Annotated in this window: 16 protein-coding genes; 8 read left to right on the top strand and 8 right to left on the bottom strand. The window is 62.5% G+C overall.

The window, feature by feature from the left end; translation table 11 throughout:
• Positions 1-176 precede the first annotated feature (176 nt).
• The 3 genes from A9762_RS08445 to A9762_RS08435 form a co-directional block, all read right to left on the bottom strand.
• Complete coding sequence (locus tag A9762_RS08445; protein ID WP_069341593.1) at positions 177-3,341, bottom strand: multidrug efflux RND transporter permease subunit; 3,165 nt, start codon at positions 3,339-3,341, stop codon at positions 177-179.
• Positions 3,338-6,520: an MdtB/MuxB family multidrug efflux RND transporter permease subunit gene (locus tag A9762_RS08440; RefSeq protein ID WP_069341592.1), complete on the bottom strand. Its 3,183-nt coding sequence runs from the start codon at positions 6,518-6,520 to the stop codon at positions 3,338-3,340. The genes A9762_RS08445 and A9762_RS08440 overlap by 4 nt, the downstream gene beginning before the upstream one ends.
• Positions 6,521-6,633: 113 nt before the next feature.
• On the bottom strand, positions 6,634-7,995 hold the full coding sequence (locus tag A9762_RS08435; RefSeq protein ID WP_240493485.1) for an MdtA/MuxA family multidrug efflux RND transporter periplasmic adaptor subunit: 1,362 nt from the start codon (positions 7,993-7,995) through the stop codon (positions 6,634-6,636).
• A gap of 612 nt (positions 7,996-8,607) precedes the next feature.
• On the opposite strand from A9762_RS08435, the gene A9762_RS08430 reads away from it, so the two are divergent.
• Positions 8,608-9,327 carry a response regulator gene (locus A9762_RS08430; protein WP_069341591.1) on the top strand — a complete coding sequence of 240 codons (720 nt, stop codon included), beginning with the start codon at positions 8,608-8,610 and terminating at the stop codon, positions 9,325-9,327.
• Between the two features lie 79 nt (positions 9,328-9,406).
• On the top strand, positions 9,407-10,681 hold the full coding sequence (locus A9762_RS08425; protein ID WP_069341590.1) for an ATP-binding protein: 1,275 nt from the start codon (positions 9,407-9,409) through the stop codon (positions 10,679-10,681).
• Positions 10,682-11,038: 357 nt separating this feature from the next.
• On the opposite strand, the gene A9762_RS08420 is transcribed toward A9762_RS08425, so the two are convergent.
• Positions 11,039-11,329 carry an H-NS family nucleoid-associated regulatory protein gene (locus A9762_RS08420; protein WP_069341589.1) on the bottom strand — a complete coding sequence of 97 codons (291 nt, stop codon included), beginning with the start codon at positions 11,327-11,329 and terminating at the stop codon, positions 11,039-11,041.
• Positions 11,330-12,221: 892 nt separating this feature from the next.
• Between A9762_RS08420 and A9762_RS08415 the strand changes: the two genes are divergently transcribed.
• Both A9762_RS08415 and A9762_RS08410 read left to right on the top strand, forming a co-directional pair.
• A complete protein-coding gene (locus A9762_RS08415) occupies positions 12,222-12,821 on the top strand; it encodes a GNAT family N-acetyltransferase (RefSeq protein WP_083253757.1) in 600 nt (199 codons plus the stop codon).
• Between the two features lie 182 nt (positions 12,822-13,003).
• Positions 13,004-14,386, top strand: coding sequence for an MFS transporter (locus A9762_RS08410; RefSeq protein ID WP_083253756.1), 1,383 nt, complete (start codon positions 13,004-13,006; stop codon positions 14,384-14,386).
• A 44-nt stretch (positions 14,387-14,430) separates the two neighbouring features.
• Here the strand turns inward: A9762_RS08410 and A9762_RS08405 are convergent, their stop codons facing one another.
• The 3 genes from A9762_RS08405 to A9762_RS08395 all read right to left on the bottom strand — a co-directional run bounded on the left by A9762_RS08405 (position 14,431) and on the right by A9762_RS08395 (position 15,771).
• Complete coding sequence (locus tag A9762_RS08405; protein WP_069341588.1) at positions 14,431-14,868, bottom strand: DUF6691 family protein; 438 nt, start codon at positions 14,866-14,868, stop codon at positions 14,431-14,433.
• The gene (locus A9762_RS08400; RefSeq protein WP_069341587.1) at positions 14,865-15,311 is read right to left on the bottom strand and encodes a YeeE/YedE family protein; all 447 of its coding nucleotides are present in this window, start codon (positions 15,309-15,311) and stop codon (positions 14,865-14,867) included. The genes A9762_RS08405 and A9762_RS08400 overlap by 4 nt, the downstream gene beginning before the upstream one ends.
• A gap of 79 nt (positions 15,312-15,390) precedes the next feature.
• Entirely contained in the window at positions 15,391-15,771 is a 381-nt protein-coding gene (locus A9762_RS08395) for a helix-turn-helix transcriptional regulator (protein ID WP_083253755.1), read from the bottom strand.
• A 151-nt stretch (positions 15,772-15,922) separates the two neighbouring features.
• Here A9762_RS08395 and A9762_RS08390 point away from each other — a divergent pair, with 151 nt between their 5' ends.
• On the top strand, positions 15,923-16,792 hold the full coding sequence (locus A9762_RS08390) for an MBL fold metallo-hydrolase (RefSeq protein ID WP_069341585.1): 870 nt from the start codon (positions 15,923-15,925) through the stop codon (positions 16,790-16,792).
• On the opposite strand, the gene A9762_RS08385 is transcribed toward A9762_RS08390, so the two are convergent.
• Positions 16,779-17,696, bottom strand: coding sequence for a LysR family transcriptional regulator (locus A9762_RS08385; RefSeq protein ID WP_083253754.1), 918 nt, complete (start codon positions 17,694-17,696; stop codon positions 16,779-16,781). The genes A9762_RS08390 and A9762_RS08385 overlap by 14 nt on opposite strands.
• Positions 17,697-17,804: 108 nt before the next feature.
• Here A9762_RS08385 and A9762_RS08380 point away from each other — a divergent pair, with 108 nt between their 5' ends.
• The 3 genes from A9762_RS08380 (at position 17,805) to A9762_RS08370 (ending at position 19,936) form a co-directional block, all read left to right on the top strand.
• The gene (locus tag A9762_RS08380) at positions 17,805-18,206 is read left to right on the top strand and encodes a 4-oxalocrotonate tautomerase family protein (protein ID WP_069341584.1); all 402 of its coding nucleotides are present in this window, start codon (positions 17,805-17,807) and stop codon (positions 18,204-18,206) included.
• A gap of 208 nt (positions 18,207-18,414) precedes the next feature.
• Positions 18,415-18,798 carry a YXWGXW repeat-containing protein gene (locus tag A9762_RS08375; protein WP_069341583.1) on the top strand — a complete coding sequence of 128 codons (384 nt, stop codon included), beginning with the start codon at positions 18,415-18,417 and terminating at the stop codon, positions 18,796-18,798.
• Between the two features lie 289 nt (positions 18,799-19,087).
• Positions 19,088-19,936, top strand: coding sequence for an ABC transporter substrate-binding protein (locus tag A9762_RS08370; protein WP_069341582.1), 849 nt, complete (start codon positions 19,088-19,090; stop codon positions 19,934-19,936).
• Positions 19,937-19,961: the final 25 nt, after the last annotated feature.

The raw sequence follows: 19,961 nt of genomic DNA, 5'->3' as shown, positions 1-19,961 counted from the left end.
GCCCTTTCTCTTGCCCCGCCGCGACTGCTGCCTGGGAACGAACGCTGGAGACTTGACGATTCAGGGTACGGGACATGGCACACATCGGCCCTTCGGCCGCAACAAAGGTTTCGGAAGACGAACAGGCGCGCGTGGATGAGAGGGACTGCGGCGACGAGCGCACATCGCGTATCGCATCAACCATGGCCCACCTCCCCGACATCGCTGTGACCGCTCTGGCCACGCGCGCGCCAACGCGCCCAACGCAGACGCAAACGGTCGAGATACAGATACACCACCGGCGTCGTGTAGAGCGTGAGCACCTGGCTCACGAGCAGGCCGCCCACGATGGAAATCCCCAGCGGCTGGCGCAGTTCCGCACCATCGCCCGTGCCCAGCGCCAGAGGAATCGCCCCGAGCATGGCCGCCATCGTCGTCATCATGATCGGACGGAAGCGCAGCACACACGCCTTGAAGATCGCCTCGCGCGGCGGCAGATTCTGACGCCGCTCCGCTTCCAGGGCGAAGTCGATCATCATGATCGCGTTCTTCTTCACGATACCGATCAGCAGAATCACGCCGATCAACGCGATGATGCTGAACTCGGTGTTGAAGAGCAGCAGCGCCAGCAGTGCCCCCACCCCGGCGGACGGCAACGTCGACAAAATCGTGAGCGGATGAATATAGCTCTCATAGAGCACGCCAAGCACGATATACACCGTGAGCAACGCCGTCAGAATCAGAATCGGCTGTGACGACAGCGCCGACTGGAACGCTTGCGCCGTGCCCTGGAAACTGCCCTGCACCGACGTCGGCATCCCCAACCGGCCGACAGCATCGTTGATCGACGCCTGCGCCTGTGACAGCGACACCCCTGCCGGCAAGTTGAACGAAATCGTGCTCGCCGCGAACTGCCCCTGATGCGAGACGCCCAGCGCCGTGTTCGTGGGACGATACCGCGCGAATGCCGAGAGCGGCACCTGCGCGCCCGCCGACGTCACCACATAGATATCCTTGAGCGACTCCGGGCTCTGCCACCACTGGGGCGCCACTTCCATGACGACCTTGTACTGGTTGAGCGGGTTGTAGATGGTCGAGACCTGCCGCTGCCCGAACGCGTCGTTGAGCACGTTGTCGATCTGGCTCATCGTCAGCCCGAGGCGCGACGCCTGATCGCGATCGATGTCCAGCGTCGTCTGCAAGCCCTTGTCCTGCTGGTCCGTATTCACATCGGCCAGATTCGGCAGACGGGAAATCGCGTTGCGCACCTTCGGCTCCCACTCGCGCAGTTGCTGAAGGTCGTCCGCCTGCAAGGTGTACTGATACTGCGCATTGCTCGATCGCCCGCCGACACGAATGTCCTGCACCGATTGCAGATAGAGCATGGCGCCCGGCTCCTTCGCCAGTTTGCCCCGCAGGCGTGCAATCACCTGATCGGCCGTGAGTTTGCGCTCGCCCAGCGGTTTGAGCGTGACGAACATCGACCCGCCGTTACGGTTGGAGCCACCGGTAAAGCCGGTCACCGTCGCGACATCGGGGTCCGCCTGCACGATCTTGATGAAGTCCGCGAGCTTCTTCTCCATCGCCTGGAACGAGATCGCCTGATCGGCCTGAATGAAACCGATCATCCGGCCCGTATCCTGCTGTGGGAAGAACCCCTTCGGCACGACCATGTAGAGCCAGACGTTCAGACAGATCGTCGCCAGCAGAATCAGCAGCATGAGCGGCCCGTGACGCAACGCCCACGCGAGCGAGCGTTCGTACTCGCGCAGCATCGCCTCGAACATGCGCTCGGTCCGTTCGCCCAGGCGTGTCCAGATGGACGGCCGCTTTGGCGGCTCCGGCGCAAGCGGTGCCGTGCCCACCGGCACACCCGGCGCCGGCTTTCCCTTGAGCAAACGCGCACACATCATCGGTGTCGTGGTCAGCGAGACGACCAGCGAGACCATGATGGCCGCCGACAGCGTGACGGCAAACTCGCGGAACAACCGCCCGACAATGCCGCCCATCAACAGCAGCGGAATAAACACGGCCACCAGTGAAATACTCATCGAGAGCACGGTAAAGCCGACTTCGCGTGTCCCCTTGAGCGCCGCCGCGAAGGGACTCAACCCCTCTTCGATATGCCGTGAGATGTTCTCCAGCACGACGATGGCGTCGTCGACCACGAAACCGGTCGCAATGGTGAGCGCCATGAGCGACAGGTTATCGAGACTGAAGCCGCACAGATACATCACCCCGAACGTGCCGATCAGAGAGACCGGTACCGCCACGCTCGGAATCAGGGTGGCGCGCCAGTTCCGCAGGAACAGGAACACGACCATGATCACGAGCCCGATCGAAATCAGCAGCGTGCGCTCGACCTCCCGCAGCGATGCGCGAATGGTCGGCGTGCGGTCCATCACAACATCGAGGTTGATGGCCGCCGGAATCGACGCGCGCAGGTTCGGCAGAATCTTGTTGATGCCGTCGACCGTCTGGATGATGTTCGCACCGGGCTGCGTCGTAATGATCAGCAGCACCGACGGCTTGCCGTTGGCCGAACCGGCGTTGCGCAGATCCTGAACCGAATCGACCACGTCCGCGATGTCGGACAGGCGCACCGGACGACCATCCTGATAGCTGACGATGACGGGCAGGTATTCCTTGGCCGTCTTCGCCTGATCGTTCGCCAGAATCTGCCAGCGACGGTCCCCTTCTTCGAGCGCGCCCTTCGGACGATTCGCGTTGACGGCCTGAATCGCCGTACGTACCGTCTCCAGCGGGATCTGGTACTTGTTGAGCGCCGTCGGATTGAGTTCGACGCGCACCGCCGGCAACGAGCTGCCGCCCACGGTCACGTCACCCACGCCTTCGAGCTGCGAAATCTTCTGCGCAAGAATCGTGGACGCCGCGTCATACATCTGCCCGCGCGTCATGCTCTCCGACGTGAGCGCAATGATCATCACCGGTGCACTGGCCGGGTTCACCTTACGATAGGTCGGATTGCTCGGCAGCCCCGTCGGCAACAGACTGCGCGCCGCATTGATCGCGGCCTGCACGTCGCGTGCTGCACCGTTGATGTCACGCGAGAGATCGAATTGCAGCGTGATGCGGGTCGAGCCGAGCGAGCTGTTCGACGTCATTTCCGTCACGCCGGCGATACGCCCGAGCGAACGCTCCAACGGCGTCGCCACACTCGCAGCCATCGTTTCCGGGCTTGCGCCGGGCAGCGACGCCGACACGGAGATGGTCGGAAAATCGACCTGCGGCAGCGGCGAGACCGGCAGCAACCCGAAGGCGACGATACCCGCCAGCGTCACCCCGATGGTGAGCAGGACAGTCGCGACGGAGCGCTTGATGAAGACGGCCGACAGGTTCATCGTACCGGGCCGTCCGTCGTAACCGCAGGACCCGCGCCGCCGCCCGGGCCGCCCCGATCGTCGTGGTCGCCATGCGACGCGTCATCCGACGGGCCGAAGCGTCGCTCACGCCAGGCACGCGCACGCAGCGCCCAGCGATCGAACCACAGGTAGATCACCGGCGTGGTGAACAGCGTCAGCACCTGACTGACCATCAGACCGCCGACCATGGTGATACCAAGCGGCTGGCGCAACTCCGAGCCAACGCCCGAGCCGAGCATCAGCGGCAACGCGCCCAGCACGGCGGCCATCGTCGTCATCAAAATCGGCCGAAAACGCAGCAGACACGCCTGATAGATGGCTTCGCGCGGCGCCATGCCATGCTCTCGCTCCGCTTCGAGCGCGAAGTCGATCATCATGATCGCGTTCTTCTTCACGATACCGATCAGCAAGATGATGCCGATGATCGCGATGATGCTGATGTCGTTCCCCGAGACCATGAGCGCGAGCAAAGCCCCCACCCCGGCGGACGGGAGCGTCGAGAGAATCGTAATCGGGTGAATGTAGCTCTCGTAAAGCACGCCGAGCACGATATACATCGTCACGACCGCCGCGAGAATCAGCCACAGCGTGTTCGAGAGCGAGGCCTGGAAGGCTTGCGCCGCCCCCTGGAACGTCGTCTGCGTGCTCACCGGCAGGCCGATGGACTGCTCGGCCTCCGTAATCGCCTTCACCGCATCGCCGAGCGACGCGCCCTTCGCCAGGTTGAACGAGATCGTCGCAGCCGGGAATTGCGCCTGATGGTTGATGGCCAGCGGCGTCGGCTTCTCGACGATCTTCGCGAACGACGTGAGCGGCACCTGCACGCCGGACGTCGAAGCGACGTAGATGCCCTTGAGGGCGTCCGGTCCGCGCTGGAAGTCGTCGGCCACCTCCAGCACCACGCGGTACTGCGAGGCCTGCGTGTAGATGGTGGAAATCAGACGTTGCCCGAAAGCGCTGTAAAGCGTCTGATCGACAGCCGCCGGCGTCACGCCCAATCGGCTTGCCGTATCGCGATCGATGTCCACATAGGCTTGCAGTCCGTTGACCTGCAAATCGCTCGTCACATCGGCCAGTTGCGGCACATGTTGCAGCTTGTCGACCAGCTTCGGCACCCACACGCCCAGCGTGTCCAGACTCGGGTCCTGCAACGTGAACTGATACTGCGTGCGACTGATGCGGTCTTCGATCGTCAGATCCTGCACCGGCTGCATGTAGAGGGCGATGCCCGGCACCTTGGCGACCTCGGGCTGAATACGGCGGATTACCTCCGACGCGTCGAGTCCGCGCGTTTCCTTGTCCCTCAGATTGATGAGCAGACGTCCGCTGTTGAGCGTGGCGTTCACACCGTCCACGCCGATGAACGACGACACCGACTGCACAGCCGGATCCTTGAGCACGGCAGCCACCAGCGCTTGCTGACGCTCGCCCATCGCGGCGAACGAAATCGACTGCGGCGCTTCGGAAATGCCCTGAATCACCCCCGTGTCCTGCACCGGGAAGAAGCCTTTGGGCACCCACAGATACAGCAGCACGGTCAGCACCAGCGTGCCAAGTGCGACGAGCAACGTCGCGCGTTGGCGATCGAGCACCCACGTCAACCATTCGCCGTACTTCGCGATGATGCGATCGAACATCTCGCCAGTCTTACGGTAGAACTTGCCCTGCTTCTCTTCCGGCACGTGGCGCAGCAGCTTGGCGCACATCATCGGCGTCAGGGTCAGCGAGACCACCGCCGAAATCAGAATCGACACCGCCAGCGTGATGGCAAATTCCCGGAACAGCCGCCCGACCACGTCGCCCATGAACAGCAACGGAATCAGCACGGCAATGAGCGAGAACGTCAGCGAAATGATCGTAAAGCCGATCTGCTCGGCGCCCTTGAGCGCGGCCTGCAACGGTTTCTCGCCCTGCTCCATGTAACGGGCGATGTTCTCGATCATCACGATGGCATCGTCGACCACGAAGCCTGTCGCGATGGTGAGCGCCATGAGCGTCAGGTTGTTGATCGAAAAACCGGCGAGATACATGACACCGAAAGTGCCGATCAGCGAAAGCGGCACCGCCACGCTGGGAATGATGGTCGCCGAGACGTTACGCAGGAACAGGAAGATCACCATCACCACCAGGGCGACGGCGAGAATCAGTTCGAATTGCACGTCGGAAACGGACGCGCGGATCGTCGTCGTACGGTCGGTCAGCAACTGCACGTCGATACTGCCCGGCAGCGCCGCCTGCAATTGCGGCAGCAACGCCTTGACCTTGTTGACCGTCTCGATCACGTTCGCGCCCGGCTGACGCTGCACGTTGAGCACGATCGCGGGCGTGGTGTCGGCCCATGCGGCGAGTTTGGTGTTTTCCGCGCCGTCGATCACGTCGGCAATATCGGACAGACGGATCGGACCGCCATTCTTGTACGCAATCACGAGGTTGCGATACTCGTCGGCGGAGGCCAGTTGATCGTTGGCATCGATGGTCGACGCGCGCAGCGGGCCGTCGAAACTGCCCTTCGCCTGATTGACGTTGGCCGCCGCAATGGACGTGCGCACGTCTTCGATATTCAATCCGTACGATGTGATGGCACGGGGATTGACCTGAATCCGCACGGCCGGACGCTGTCCGCCCGAAATACTGACCAGACCGATGCCCGGCAACTGCGAGATCTTCTGCGCGACGCGCGTGTCGACCAGATCTTGAAGCTTCGGCAGCGGCATGGTCTTCGACATGATCGCCAGCGTCAGAATAGGCGTGTCCGCCGGGTTGACCTTGTTGTAGATCGGCGGCATCGGCAAATCGCTCGGCAACAGGTTGCTGGCGCTGTTGATCGCGGCCTGCACCTCCTGTTCGGCGACATCGAGCCCGAGATCGAGCGAGAACTGCAACGTGATCACCGATGCGCCGCCCGAACTCGTCGACGACATCTGATTGAGCCCCGGCATCTGCCCGAACTGACGCTCCAGCGGCGCGGTCACCGACGAGGTCATCACATCCGGACTCGCGCCCGGATACAGCGTGACCACCTGAATGGTCGGATAGTCGACTTCCGGCAGTGCCGAGAGCGGCAACAGCCGGTAGGCGACGAAGCCGGCAAGCAGGATCGCCACCATCAGCAACGATGTGGCGACCGGTCGAAGAATAAACTGGCGGGACGGATTCATTGGCTACGTCGAAGGGCGTCTCTTTGGGGCGTGGCGATACGTAAGCGGGACAGCAGGGTCAAAGGGCGCGTCAGCATCGGTCTTGCGACTTCGGCGAGCGCCCTGAGCACCTTTTATTGCGCCTGACGACGGTGTCCGCCACCGTTGCCGTTGCGCTTCTCACCCGGCGCATGCGGCGCGACGGCCGCCGCACGGCTCTCCGCCGTGATCACTTCGACCTTGGCGCCGTCACGCAACTTGTCCATGCCGTCGATCACCAGCTTCTCGCCCGGCGCAATGCCTGACTCGACCGCCATGTTGGTGCCGTCAGTCGGGCCAACTTTCACCGTCTTGAGTTTGACGGTCTGATCCGGCTGCACGGTATAGACGAAGCTGCCTTGCGTGCCGCGCTGCACGGCGGCCGTCGGAATCAGCGTGGCGCCCTTGAGCGTGTCCACGAGCATCTTCACGTTGACGAACTGGTTCGGGAACAGCATGCCGTCGGCATTGGCAAACTCGGCCTTGAGCTTCACCGTGCCCGTCGTCGTATCGATCTGGTTGTCGATGGACGCGAGCTTGCCTTCGGCCAGCTTGATCTTGCCCGCCCGGTCGAAAGCCTCGACCGGCAGCGTTTCCCCGCCACGCGTGCGTTTGACGACCTTGGGCAGGTTGTCTTCCGGAATCGTGTACACGACCGTGATCGGCGTGACTTCGTTGATGATGACGATACCGTTGGTATCCGACGCGTGGATGATGTTGCCCGGATCCACCTGACGCAGGCCGGCAAGACCGGACACCGGCGCCGTGACGCTCGCATAGGTCAGTTGCAGGCGGGCGTTATCGAGCTGGCCCTGATCGGACTTGACCGTCCCTTCGTACTGCTTGACGAGGGCACGCTGCGTATCGACCGTCTGCGTGGCGATCGAGTCCTGCTTGAGCAGGGTCTCGTAACGGGCGAGGTCGAGCTGGGCGTTCTTGAGTAGCGCCTGATCGCGCGCCAGTTGGCCTTCCATTTGCGTGACCTGCACCTGGAACGGACGCGGGTCGATCTCGGCGAGCAACTGCCCGGCTTTGACGATATCGCCTTCCTTGAAATGCACCTTCATGAGCTGGCCGTCCACCCGCGAATGCACGGTGACGCTACGCGTCGGAGTCACAGTCCCCAGTCCATTGAGGAATACCGGCAGATCCCCGGTTTTCGCCTCGACGGCAGTGACCGGCGTAGCCGGTCCGCCCGCGCCAGGCATGCCGCCCGGCGGCCCGCCACGGCGCCCGCCAGCTTGCGCCGGGCCCTGCGCGTTCTGCGAATGCAGGCGGTAGTAAACACCCCCGGCGATGAGCACGACGATCAGCCCGATGACGCCCGGCACGAGCCAGCGACGCTTGCGCGACGGCGCGGGAGATGTCGAAACCGGTGGTGTCGGCGGCACCTGCGGGGCAGGTGAACGCTCTGAACCGTTCGGCTTGTCGGAACCGTGGGGACCGTGCTCGGTCATGACTTCCTCTTAACAGCGGAGTAGTTGGCGGATTCGTCCGATACGGACGACGTTCTTTTTTATCGGATTGCTGCGGCGCGGCAAATCGCCCGGAAGCCCCGAACGACGGCACACACCTCAATGGCCAATCAGCATAGCAGACGGTTGTAACAGCTCAACGAGATGGCTCGTTACATCAGCTTTCTCTGTGTTGGCGCTCGGAAACATCCGACGTTGCTGAAAGACCTGACTGAATCGCCAAGGTTCGGACGACCGTCCGGGCGAGCATGCGCGGATCGCGTCGAATCCCCTTCGCGGAGGCCGTGCGGCGCCTTACCGTGCATTGCCTTGCCACAGCGTTCCCGCGACATGAGACATGCGCGTCGGGCGTGCGGCTGGGTGTGCGTCAGACGTCCTGATAATGACGAATCAGCGAGACATCAAACAGGAATCAGGGCGTCTGATTAAGAGACCGAAGCTTACGTGACGCGAACGAAATTCGTGCGTTATCGAAGCTCGCTCTATTATTACGCATCGTTACAGGCAACCAAGACTGTAATTTCCGGAAACAAAACACGTGTAAAGCAGAGCAGGGAGACCACTATCATGACGACACAACCTGTCCGAGCGAATATGAAGATTCTTGTAGTCGACGACGATCCCGATCTGCGTGACCTGCTGCGCGAGTATTTGAGCCGCCATGGCTTCTCCGTCGCTGTCATGCACGATGGCGAAGGGCTGGCCGCCCGCCTTGAGCGCGAGCGCCCTGCCCTGATCGTGCTCGACCTCATGATGCCGAAGGTCGACGGCCTCACGGCCTTGCGCGACCTGCGCGCCCGCAACGACGACGTGCCGGTGATCCTGCTCACGGCGCGCAGCGATGAGATCGACCGTATCGTCGGGCTGGAAATCGGCGCCGACGACTATCTGGGCAAGCCGTTCAGCCCGCGCGAACTGCTCGCGCGCATCAACGCGGTGTTGCGCCGTCGCAAGACGCCCGATGCCGCCGTGCCCGAACAACGCGAAAACTATGCGTTCGGCCCGTTCATGCTCGACTTCCGCAGCCGCACGCTCACGCGCGACTCGCAGTTGCTCACGCTCTCGGACGGCGAATACGGATTGCTGCGTCTGCTGGTGAATCACGCGATGCAGGTGCTGTCTCGCGAACGCATCATCGAATTGCTCTACGGCGCCGACAGCGACGTCAACGACCGCGGCATCGACGTACAGATCTGGCGCCTGCGCCGTCTGCTCGACGAGGACGCACAGAGCCCGCGCTTTATCCAGACAGTGCGCGGACGCGGTTATATCTTCGTTCCCGACGGCCAGCGGGCCGACATGGCGACCGGTTGATGCACCGGTCTGACAAGGACTCCGGCATGCAGCCGATTTTGTTTTCGTTACCCCTGACGGCCGACACGCGGAGCCCTGCATGAAAGGCCGTTTCGATACGCTTTTCGGCCGGCTTGCCGTACTCATCATTGCGGCGCTGGTCATCAGCCATTTCTCGTATCTCACGATCCTTCGCAGCGATCACGACGAGACGCGTGTCCAGAACGCCGCCGAGCAGATGGCCTTCATCATCAAGGCCGCGTCCGAGGTGCATGAGGGCAATTCGAATCTGACGTTGCCCGATCTCGTGCAGGTGGTGCCCGTCTCGTTCGCGCATGGCGATGTCTTCGAGCCGCCCGGCAAGAATGCGCGACTGACGACCGAGCTCGCCCGCCGTTTGCCCGCCGGCACGCAATTGCGTGTGGAACGTACGCCGCCACCGCGCATCTGGGCCCGCCTGCCGGGCCGTGACTACTGGATCGCTACACCGGTACTGTCCGTGCGCAACCCGCCCGGGACCGCAACGATTCTGCCGGGGCTGGCCGCCGTGCTCGGCATTACGGTCATCTTCGCGCTGTTCGCTGCGTGGCAGTTGCAGCGCCCGGTGCGGGATATGGCCGCCGCTGCCGAGCAGTTGGCGACCCATCGCGTTCGAACGCAGGTCAAGGAACGCGGCCCGCTGGAGCTGCGCCAGCTCACCGAGCGTTTCAATCGGATGAGTCAGGACATCGTGCAAACCGATCGCGAGCGCAATACGATGCTCGCCGGCATTGCCCATGACCTGAAGACGCCGCTGGCGCGTTTGCGACTGCGTGCCGAGATGCTCGACGACATCCAGATGAGTGAAGGCATCACGCGTGACGCCGAATCGATGACGCGCATCGTCGATCAGTTCCTGCTGTTCGCGCGCGGCGTGGAGGTCGACAGTGCGGCGTCGCCGGTCGAGGCGCGACTTCCTGCGCTGGCCGCGCCATTCCTCGATCAGGGCTACGCCGTCGAACTGGATTTGCAGGCCGGGCCGGGGTTCAAGCTGCGCCAGACGTATCTGGAGCGCATCGTCAACAACCTGCTCGACAATGCCGTGACCTATGGGCGCGCGCCACTGGCCATCCGTACCTCGCAGGATGCGAGCGGCTGGCGTCTCGTGATCGAGGACAGCGGCCCGGGAATCCCCAACGAGGACATCAATCGCATCGTGCGGCCTTTCGTACGGCTCGATCCGGCCCGGGGCGGCAACGCACACTGCGGACTGGGCCTCGCCATCGTCGACAAGCTCACCCAGCAACTGGGTGGACGCGTGTCGTTCGCCAATCGCCCGGCCGGCGGCTTGCAGGTGACGCTGATGTTCCCGCCGGACGATCCTGGCGCCGAATAACACGATGCCAGTGCCTCGGAAACGCCCCGAAAGCGCCCCGTCGGCACCTCGTTAGCATCCTCGTCGCACCTCGTCAGCGCCTCGTTAGCATCGCAAAGCGCCCATTCGATTCTCACCCAATGAAAAAACCCGCCGTCGATGAACGAACGGCGGGTTTTGTCTTCTCGGCACTGCATCACATCAAGCCACAGCCAGGCGATCCGGGTTGGGGGGCAATACGACTACTGGGCTGTGCTCTACTGCTCACAGGGACACGTTGGACAGATGGCAACGCTGTGCGAGTGAGACACAGCAACGTCTGCTCCCCAACCACCCTGGCATGTGACCGGCAATGCCAGTCCGGCTGACGCCGGCGAATTACTTGATCAGGAACTTCTCTTTGTTCTTCCCGACCCACTTCGGCGCGCGGCCGCGGCCCGACCACGTTTCACCGGTGGCCGGATTCATGTACTTGGGAGCGATTTGCGCGCGAACGGCGCGACGACGGCCGTCCGTCGTGGCAAGACCCAGATCCTTCGCGGTCAGTTCGTATTCCTGGATCTTCTGTTTGACTTGAGCAATGACCTCCGCCACTTCACGGGCGCGGGCCTCTTCGATCTGCTTTTCGATTTTGTCGCGTTGCGCGACGAGTTCCTTATAGCTTGCCATCTGGCGTGTCCTTACATTGTTAAAAATGGATCGCCACTTAAAATAGCACGAGTTTTAATAATTTGAAAACCGCATTTCCATCAAATGAGTCTGAGGAAGCACAAATCTCATTGAATTGTCCGAGAGACACTTCAGACAATGCACAACAGCGGGGCAGCAATGCCGGATTATCGCAACCGGCGATCCCACGATAAGCCTGTCCATATCGCCCCGAACGCCCAGTCAATTCCCTCGCCATATGAGAGGAATTCGCCGCCAACTGATCAGGACTCCACGCGGCACTATCGGTTCACGCACCATGCTGCAAGGATAGGAAAGATTTTTCGGGCTAATGAGAGGAAAGCCACAGTGGGGCAACTTCACACATAATTCGACGCATCAAAATATACGATCATAAATATTTAAGCACATTCCGATCATTCTGTTATCCGAAACACTCCGGAGACGGATCAATCAATCGGACAATTCTCAATGAGGCCCGCAATTTACGGATAAGTTCAGTTGAGGATTTAGCTTGAGGATTCGTCGCATTTCGTCATTTTCGCCGGGCGCATCTGTCAAACCGATCACCGTTCGCCCCAATGAACGCCATCACAATATCTATCGAAGCGCGTCTACCAGTCGGAATAGCGATAAATCGGGACGCGGGAACCGCACACCCGATTTTGTTGACGTATACGTCAAACTCATACGCCAATCCGATTTCACGAATCGAAAAAGTTTTCGTAAGATAAGCAAATCGGTCGATGGGTCAGTCCCGCGCCGATCGCCGAAAATCGAGGCTTTCCGGTGGATTCGACCTCGTGTCGATGGCGTAATTAAGCTTTTGCTGATAAATGACATTTCTCATTTGCGGTCGGAATTAGCGCCGATTCTTTACGGACTTGAACGCATGCCCCTATCGACCACGGCTTCCGATCCTCATTCGCCTTTCGACACCGAGGCGCCCACGATCGTCACACCGCGAACGATTCTGCGGCAGTGGCATACCGACGATCTGCCGCGCTTCGCTGCACTCAATGCCGACCGCGACGTCATGCGCCATTTCCCCACGACGCTGGACCGGATGCAGAGCGACGCCGTCGCGCTGCGTCTTGCGCAGCATCTTCAGACGCATGGTTATGGCCCGTGGGCACTTGAGATTCCGGGAGTAACGCCGTTCGCCGGCTTCGTCGGGCTGATGCGGGTGGGTTTCGAAGCCCCGTTCGCGCCGGCCGTCGAAATCGGTTGGCGGCTCGCAAAGGCATTCTGGTCGAAGGGGTATGCGACGGAAGCCGCCACGGCGGCGGCGCACTACGCCTTCGACACGCTCGGCATGGACGACCTCGTGTCCTTCACCGTGCCGGCCAACGTCCGCTCGCGCGCTGTGATGCAACGCATCGGCATGCATCATTGTCCCGACGAAGACTTCCTGCACCCGCTGATTCCGCCAGGCCATCGCCTGCGCCGTCACGTGCTTTACCGGATGGATGCCGGCGACCTGATCGTTTGATCGCCTGACCGCCGGTTAGCCGGTTTGCCGGCCGTCTGACCGATCGGATGTCGGGACGCCCATAGAGCCCCACCGAACCACGATTGGCGGCAAAACATCGATCAACGTCGCCTTGGCGATTGAAGCAAGCGCTTAAATCGTGGGAAAATCCGAGTCTTTGCGCAAGCCGTCTCCCCCCCATCGTGTCGCGCGCCGTCATCATTCCGCTCATCATCGCCTGCGCCTTGTTCATGGAGAACATCGACGCCACGGTGATCACCACCTCGCTGCCCGCCATGGCACGCGACCTCCATCAGGATCCGATTTCGCTGAAGATGGCGCTCACCGCCTACGTGGTGGGGCTGGGCATCTTTATTCCGATCTGCGGCTGGGTCTCCGACCGCTTTGGCGCGCGCAACGTATTCCGCACGGCGATCGGCATCTTCATGGCGGGATCGATCCTGTGCGCGGTGTCGTTCACGCTGCCGACGTTCGTGTTCGCGCGCTTCCTGCAAGGCGTGGGCGGCGCGATGATGGTCCCGGTCGGACGCCTCGTCATCTTCCGCGCCGTGCCCAAGCACGAGCTGGTCAAGGCCATCGGCTATCTGACGATGCCCGCCCTGCTCGGCCCGGTCATCGGGCCGCCGCTGGGTGGAGCGATTACCGCCTACCTTCACTGGCGCTGGATCTTCTTCATCAATATTCCCGTGAGCCTGCTCGGCATCTATCTCGCGGGCAAGTACATCGATAACGAACGCGGCGGCGACGCCGGGCCGCTCGACACTCGCGGCTTCGTGCTCTCCGCCCTCGGCAGCGGTCTGCTCATGCTCGGGCTCGCGCTGATCGGCGAGCATCAGGTGAGCGACACCGTGGTGATCGTGATGTGCGTGCTGGGCGCGTTGTTCATCTACGCTTACTGGCTGCACGCCAATCGCGTAGAAACCCCGTTGCTGGACTTCCGCCTGTTGCGCATTCCGACGTTCCACGCGAGCGTCGTGGGCGGTTCGCTCTTCCGGATCGGTCTGGGCGCCGTGCCGTTTCTGCTGCCGCTGGCGTTGCAGGAAGGCTTGCACATGGACCCGTTCGAGTCCGGCATGATCACGTGCGCCTCGGCCTTCGGTGCGATTTTCATGAAAGCGATTGCGCAGCGAGTGCTCGCCAGATTCGGTTTCCGTCAGGTGCTGATCGTGAATGCCGGACTGGCGGGACTGGCGCTCGCCTCCTACGGCCTTTTCACGCACAACACGCCGGTCATCGTGATGCTGGGCGTTGTTGCTTTCGGCGGATTCTTCCCGTCGCTGCAATTCACTTGCCTGAACTCGATCGTCTACGCCGACATCGGCAGCGAGGATGCCAGCCGCGCCACCAGCCTCGCGAGCGTCGTGCAACAGTTGTCGCTGGGTCTGGGCGTGACGATTTCCGGGATGGTCTTGCAGGCGAGCAGCCGACTGGCCGGCCATGAGCAGTTGATGGCAAGCGATTTCCTGCCCGCGTTTCTGGTCATCGGTCTGTTCTCGCTGCTGTCGATTCCGGTCACGCGTCAGCTACCCGCCGACGCGGGCACGGAGTTAGCGCGGAAGCACTGACAGCCACGGCCGGGCACGCCCGAACGTGACTGTGGCTGCGACGGTCACGTCGACTTCGCTTCGGGCCGGATGACCACGGCGTGGATCGCCATGCCGGCGACCATTGCGACGACGAACAGCACCGCCTTGCCCGAACCGGCGCCGAGCAACACCAGTGCCGGGCCGGGGCAAATGCCGGCGATGCCCCAGCCCACGCCGAACAGCAACGCACCGATCACCAGGCGCTTGTCCACGTCCCCCAGGCCACGCAACGACGGCCAGACACGGGGCTCCCCCGTCCATGCCAGCGGCTGCGACCGGGCGAGCCGGAACCCGACGAGGCCGACGGCCACCGCACCGCCCATCACGAACGCGAGCGACGGGTCCCACTTCCCAGCGAGGTCGAGAAAGCCGAGCACCTTCGCCGGATTCGCCATGCCCGCGAGAATCAATCCCACGCCGAAGACGAGTCCGCCGATCAGCGCGAAGCACAGCTTCTTCATACCGAGCTCCCCATACCCAACAAGTGACGCACGACGTACACCGTCAAGAAACCCGCCGCCATGAAACACAGCGTGGCGACGAGCGAGCGCCACGACAAACGCGACAGCCCGCAAACGCCGTGGCCACTCGTGCATCCCGACCCCAGGCGCGTGCCGAAGCCGACCAGCAACCCCGCGCCGAGCAACATCGCCGTGCTCGCATCGATCTGCGCCTCGGGGACGACGGCCACTGCGCGATACACCCACGGCGCCGCCATCAACCCGACGATGAACGCCACGCGCCATCCGACGTCTCCCGCCCTCGGTCGTAACAAGCCGCCCACGATGCCCGAGATGCCGGCAATGCGACCCGAAGACAGCATTAACCAGACGGCCGCCAGCCCGACCAGCACACCACCGGCAAGCGATGCCCAAGGAGTGAAATGAAGTGTGTCGAGTGTCATGAAAACCAGCTCCCGCAGCGAGATCGGAGGAAATCGATTGAATCAGACGGACCGGGTACGCCGTGCGCGCCAGGCGACGTCAGGGTTTCGGACAAAACTGATCGTAGAGACAGGCAAGCACGGCAAGCACCGCCCCATCGGCCACGGCGTAATAGATACGTTTGCCGTCGCGTCGCGTGGTCACCAGCGCCTCGCTACGCAACACGGCGAGCTGTTGGGAGAGCGTGGGTTGGCGGATGTCGAGCTGAGCTTCCAGTTCACCGACCGATCGCTCGCCCTGCGTGAGCTGACACAAAATCAGCAGACGGTCTTCGTTGGCGAGTGCGCGCAACAAGGCCGTAGCCCCCTGAGCAGCCGTGCGCAGACGGGCGACGTCGAGCGCAGCGGCAGATGCGGCGGACTCGGCAGACGGCGCCGACACAAAAGGCTCGACAGGGGATAGCGCAGTGGCTCGTGGCATGGCAGGATCGATGGCGAATCAGGACATCCGGGCTCGGCGGGAGCGACAACATGCCGCACCGCGTTGCGCGATGTCATGGGGTGTCACATGCAGTGCGGACACTTTACTGATTTATAATATATGAATCGATAAATTCTTGCAGGAGCCGGTCATGTCAGCCACGCCAGCACACATCGAAGCCTTCTTCGACACCGTCACCGCCACGGTCACGTATGTCGTGTTCGATGCGCCCGGCGGCCATGCGGCGATCATCGACCCGGTACTCGACTACGACCCGAAAGCCGGTCGCACGCACACCGGCTCTGCCGAGCGCGTGCTCGCCTTCGTCGCAGCACAGCAACTTACCGTCGACTGGATTCTGGAGACGCACGCGCACGCGGACCATCTGTCGTCGGCGCGCTGGCTCAAGGAGCGTGTGGGCGGATGCATCGCCATCGGCGCGCACATCCGCGACGTGCAGCACGTCTTCAAGAAGCTGTTCCATCTGGGTGCGGACGTGCCGCCGGACGGCTCGCAATTCGACCATCTGTTCGAAGACGGCGAGACGTTCGCCATCGGCGCCTTGCAGGCAAAGGCGATGTTCGTGCCGGGCCACACACCGGCCGACATGGCCTATCTCGTGGGCGATGCGGTCTTCGTGGGCGACACGCTCTTCATGCCGGACGTCGGCACCGCGCGCTGCGATTTCCCCGGCGGCAACGCCCACACGCTGTTCCGGTCGATTCGACGTCTGCTGTCGCTGCCGGCGTCAACCCGCCTGTTCATGTGTCACGACTACCCGCCGGCCGGGCGCGCCGCGAACTGGCAAACGACCGTGGGCGAACAGCGACGCGCGAACATCCATGTGCACGACGGCATCGACGAAGACGCTTTCGTCGCCATGCGCGAAGCCCGTGATCGCACCCTCGATATGCCCACGCTGATCCTGCCCGCCGTGCAGGTGAACATTCGCGCAGGCGATATGCCCGCCCCGGAAGCGAACGGCACCCGCTATCTGAAGATTCCGCTCAACGCACTGTAAGTCCGGCAGACGCCGTCAACTGCTCCGCCAGCGCATCGCGCGCCTGCGTGACCCACTCGGGTTCGCCGCGACGCGCGGGCAGCAGGTGAAATTCGGCGTCCGGCAGCGCGGGCAGACGCCGTCCCGGCATCAGTGTCTCGATGCGCACAAGCGATGCCCCCGCCGCCGACGCGTTCAGACACGCCACCCCCAGTCCCGCATTCAAGGCCAATTGCAGCCCCGCCACGCCCGACGCCACGTGCGCGATGGTGTACGGCACCTGCTGCTCGTCGAGCCACTGCGTGGTGAAGCGATGCAGCGCGCAGGTGTCGGGCAGCACCAGCAGTGGTAGCGGTGCGCCGTCGTCCAGCACGAAATCGGGAGATGCCACCCAATCGAGCGACTCGCGCCCGAGCGTTCGCGTGCCGGCAACGGCATCTCGGCCAAGCGACTTGCCGAGCACACGCATCGACAGGCCGATGTCGAAATCGCCCGTGTCGTAACCACTCTCGATCACGCCGCTTTTCAGAATCGTCACGTGAATACGCAGCGACGGATAGGCCACGCCAAGATGCCGCAGCATGCGCGCCACCTCGGCAGGACGGAAGTAATCGGTGATCGCCAGCCGTAATTCCCCCGCGAGCGAGAAGCCGCGCACGTCGTGCCACGCCTGCTCCGACTGCGCGATCAACTGCCGGGCATGTCCAAGCAGACGCTCGCCCGCCGGCGTGGGCGACACGCCCTGCTTGCCTCGCGTGAACAGCGTCACGCCGATGCGCTCTTCGAGCTTGCGAATCTGCTCGCTGACGGAAGACTGCGACAGAAATACGCGCGGCGCCGCAGCGGAAAGACTGCCCGCCTCGGCCACAGCGACGAAGGTGCGTAACTGATCGAAATCGAATCCGGGGGCCATGAGATCATCCATTGATGAAACCGATGGATGAAATCGTATATTCCTGCTTTTCCGATGTCAAACATCTCCCTAGACTGAACTCGTCGTCTTCATCGACTCTCATTCTTCAGGAGCCTCACCATGCCGCACATCGTCCTGCAACTCTCGGGCACCCCCAACGACTCGCTCAGCCGCGACGCCGTACGCGCCGTTTCGCAATTGACCGTCGACACGCTGCACAAGGCGCCGGAAGTCATTGCCGTGACTGTCGATTACATTCCTCACGAGCGCTGGTTCATCGGCGGTGCGCCGCTCTCGGAGCAAGGCAAGAACGCGTTCCATCTCGATATCAGCGTGACGGACGAGACGAATACGAAAGCGGAAAAGGCGCTATTCATTTCACAGGTCTTCGAAGCGCTCGGCGGATTGCTCGGCAACGTTCACCCATGCTCGTACATCCATGTGATCGATGCGCGCGCCGCGGCTTACGGTTACGGCGGACGCACGCAGGAGTACCGGCATCAGCGCGCGTCTTCGCTTTGATCGAAGCATCGTCGCTGCCCAGGAAAACCCGTGCGCCATCGGCAATCCCGACCGATTGCCGATGACGTCGAATCCTTTGCACATGCGAACTTTCGTGGAATGAAACGAAACATTTTCAACATTTTCTTACGACTATTTGCTTAGTCATTGGCCCCTTCGCCTCGTACGATGAAGGCGTACCAAGAACTTCGCTTTCAAGGGGGCGAAAATGAAAAAACTGACTTTGACCATCGCGCTTGTCGCTGCCACGCTCGGCGGCGTTGCTGTTGCACCGGCCCACGCTCAGGTGGGCGTTTCGATCAGCATCGGCGCCCCGCCAGCACCTCGTTATGAGGCGGTGCCGCCGCCGCGTGCAGGCTATGTCTGGGCACCGGGCTTCTGGGACTGGGACGGTCACCGCCATGCGTGGCGTGCCGGTCACTGGGAACGTGCCCGCCCGGGTTATGCCTATCGCGCACCGGCCTGGCATCAGGGACCGCACGGTTGGGAGTTGAACCGTGGCGGATGGGATCATGGCCCGGGCCCGGGTCCGGATCGTCACGACAATCGCGGTCGTGACCGCGATCATGATCACGACCGCTACCACGGTTGATCGCCGCTTCTCGTTGTACTTCTCGTTGTACGTTTGACCGCGAAGCTGTAAAGCCGTAGTTGATGCTGTAAAGCAGTGATGTTGTGACAAAGCGCCGGCGCTTATCAGCGTCGGCGTTTTGCTAAGAAAAATCGGTTGGTTGGGCCCGCGTGCCCGCCCCGTTATCGTTGATACCCGCTCGCTGCTACCCGCAGCCAGGTCCCCGTCGATGCCTGTCCACGCTGTGTTTCTACGCGTCGACGCTTTCGGGACTCATGACGGATCAACGAAAAACGGAGCCCAACAGGCCATGCAAAACCAGAATCGCCAACCACGCGCACGCCTCGCCCTGCCGAAGACCCTCGCCGCAGCACTGCTCGGCGTCGTCGCCCTCGCCCCGCTCGCCGCGCATGCCGACAAGCTCGACGACATCAAGAAGGCCGGCGTGCTGCGCGTCGCCACGTTCGACAGCAACCCGCCGTTCGGCTACGTGGACGCGAAGTCGCACAAGATCGTCGGCCTCGATGTCGATTACGCGAAAGCCCTCGCCGACAAGCTTGGCGTGAAGCTGGAACTGCAACCGACCAACCCGGCCAACCGCATTCCGTTCCTCACCTCGAAGAAGGTCGACCTCGTGCTGGCCAACTTCACGATCACCGACGAGCGTGCCAAGCAGGTCGACTTCAGCATTCCCTACTTCTCCTCGGGTCAGCAATTCCTCGCCAAGAAAGGCACGTTGTCGTCGCCGGACCAACTGAGCGCGTTGCGTATCGGCGCCGACAAGGGCACGACGAACGAGATCACGCTGCGCGAGAAATTCCCGAAGGCGACCATCGTCGCGTTCGACGACACGCCGTTCGCCTTCGCCGCATTGCGCACGGGCACCGTGCAGGCGATCACACAGGACGGGCCGAAGCTCGTCGGTCTGCTCGCCAACGTGCCGGACAAGCAGAACTACGAGATCCCCGCCTTTACGATCTCCAACGACTACATGGGCGTTGGCGTGCCCAAGGGTGAGCCGCGTCTGACCACCTTCGTCAACGACACGCTTCGCGACCTGGAGAAGGACGGCACCGCCGCCAACATCTACGACCGCTGGTTCGGTCCAAAGTCGGCTCAGCCGCTGCCGCGTCTGTTCAAGATCGGCGATAAGGCATAAGTCGTAAGCCGTCACCGTCTGACGC

Source organism: Pandoraea sp. ISTKB (genome assembly GCF_001721285.1).
In the GTDB taxonomy this organism is placed as follows: Bacteria; Pseudomonadota; Gammaproteobacteria; order Burkholderiales; family Burkholderiaceae; genus Pandoraea; species Pandoraea capi.
The sequence above is the reverse complement of the archived record's forward strand: the minus strand, read 5'-3'. Positions and strand labels throughout refer to the sequence as shown.

Bases quoted from the DNA above. Each gene is read 5' to 3' on its own strand.
- A9762_RS08375 (WP_069341583.1), top strand. From the start codon at position 18,415: ATGAAAAAACTGACTTTGACCATCGCGCTTGTCGCTGCCACGCTCGGC.
- A9762_RS08420 (WP_069341589.1), bottom strand. From the start codon at position 11,329: ATGGCAAGCTATAAGGAACTCGTCGCGCAACGCGACAAAATCGAAAAG.
- A9762_RS08385 (WP_083253754.1), bottom strand. From the start codon at position 17,696: ATGGATGATCTCATGGCCCCCGGATTCGATTTCGATCAGTTACGCACC.
- A9762_RS08370 (WP_069341582.1), top strand. From the start codon at position 19,088: ATGCAAAACCAGAATCGCCAACCACGCGCACGCCTCGCCCTGCCGAAG.
- A9762_RS08405 (WP_069341588.1), bottom strand. From the start codon at position 14,868: ATGAAGAAGCTGTGCTTCGCGCTGATCGGCGGACTCGTCTTCGGCGTG.
- A9762_RS08415 (WP_083253757.1), top strand. From the start codon at position 12,222: ATGCCCCTATCGACCACGGCTTCCGATCCTCATTCGCCTTTCGACACC.
- A9762_RS08430 (WP_069341591.1), top strand. From the start codon at position 8,608: ATGAAGATTCTTGTAGTCGACGACGATCCCGATCTGCGTGACCTGCTG.
- A9762_RS08400 (WP_069341587.1), bottom strand. From the start codon at position 15,311: ATGACACTCGACACACTTCATTTCACTCCTTGGGCATCGCTTGCCGGT.
- A9762_RS08390 (WP_069341585.1), top strand. From the start codon at position 15,923: ATGTCAGCCACGCCAGCACACATCGAAGCCTTCTTCGACACCGTCACC.
- A9762_RS08380 (WP_069341584.1), top strand. From the start codon at position 17,805: ATGCCGCACATCGTCCTGCAACTCTCGGGCACCCCCAACGACTCGCTC.
- A9762_RS08395 (WP_083253755.1), bottom strand. From the start codon at position 15,771: ATGCCACGAGCCACTGCGCTATCCCCTGTCGAGCCTTTTGTGTCGGCG.
- A9762_RS08425 (WP_069341590.1), top strand. From the start codon at position 9,407: ATGAAAGGCCGTTTCGATACGCTTTTCGGCCGGCTTGCCGTACTCATC.
- A9762_RS08440 (WP_069341592.1), bottom strand. From the start codon at position 6,520: ATGAATCCGTCCCGCCAGTTTATTCTTCGACCGGTCGCCACATCGTTG.
- A9762_RS08445 (WP_069341593.1), bottom strand. From the start codon at position 3,341: ATGAACCTGTCGGCCGTCTTCATCAAGCGCTCCGTCGCGACTGTCCTG.
- A9762_RS08435 (WP_240493485.1), bottom strand. From the start codon at position 7,995: ATGACCGAGCACGGTCCCCACGGTTCCGACAAGCCGAACGGTTCAGAG.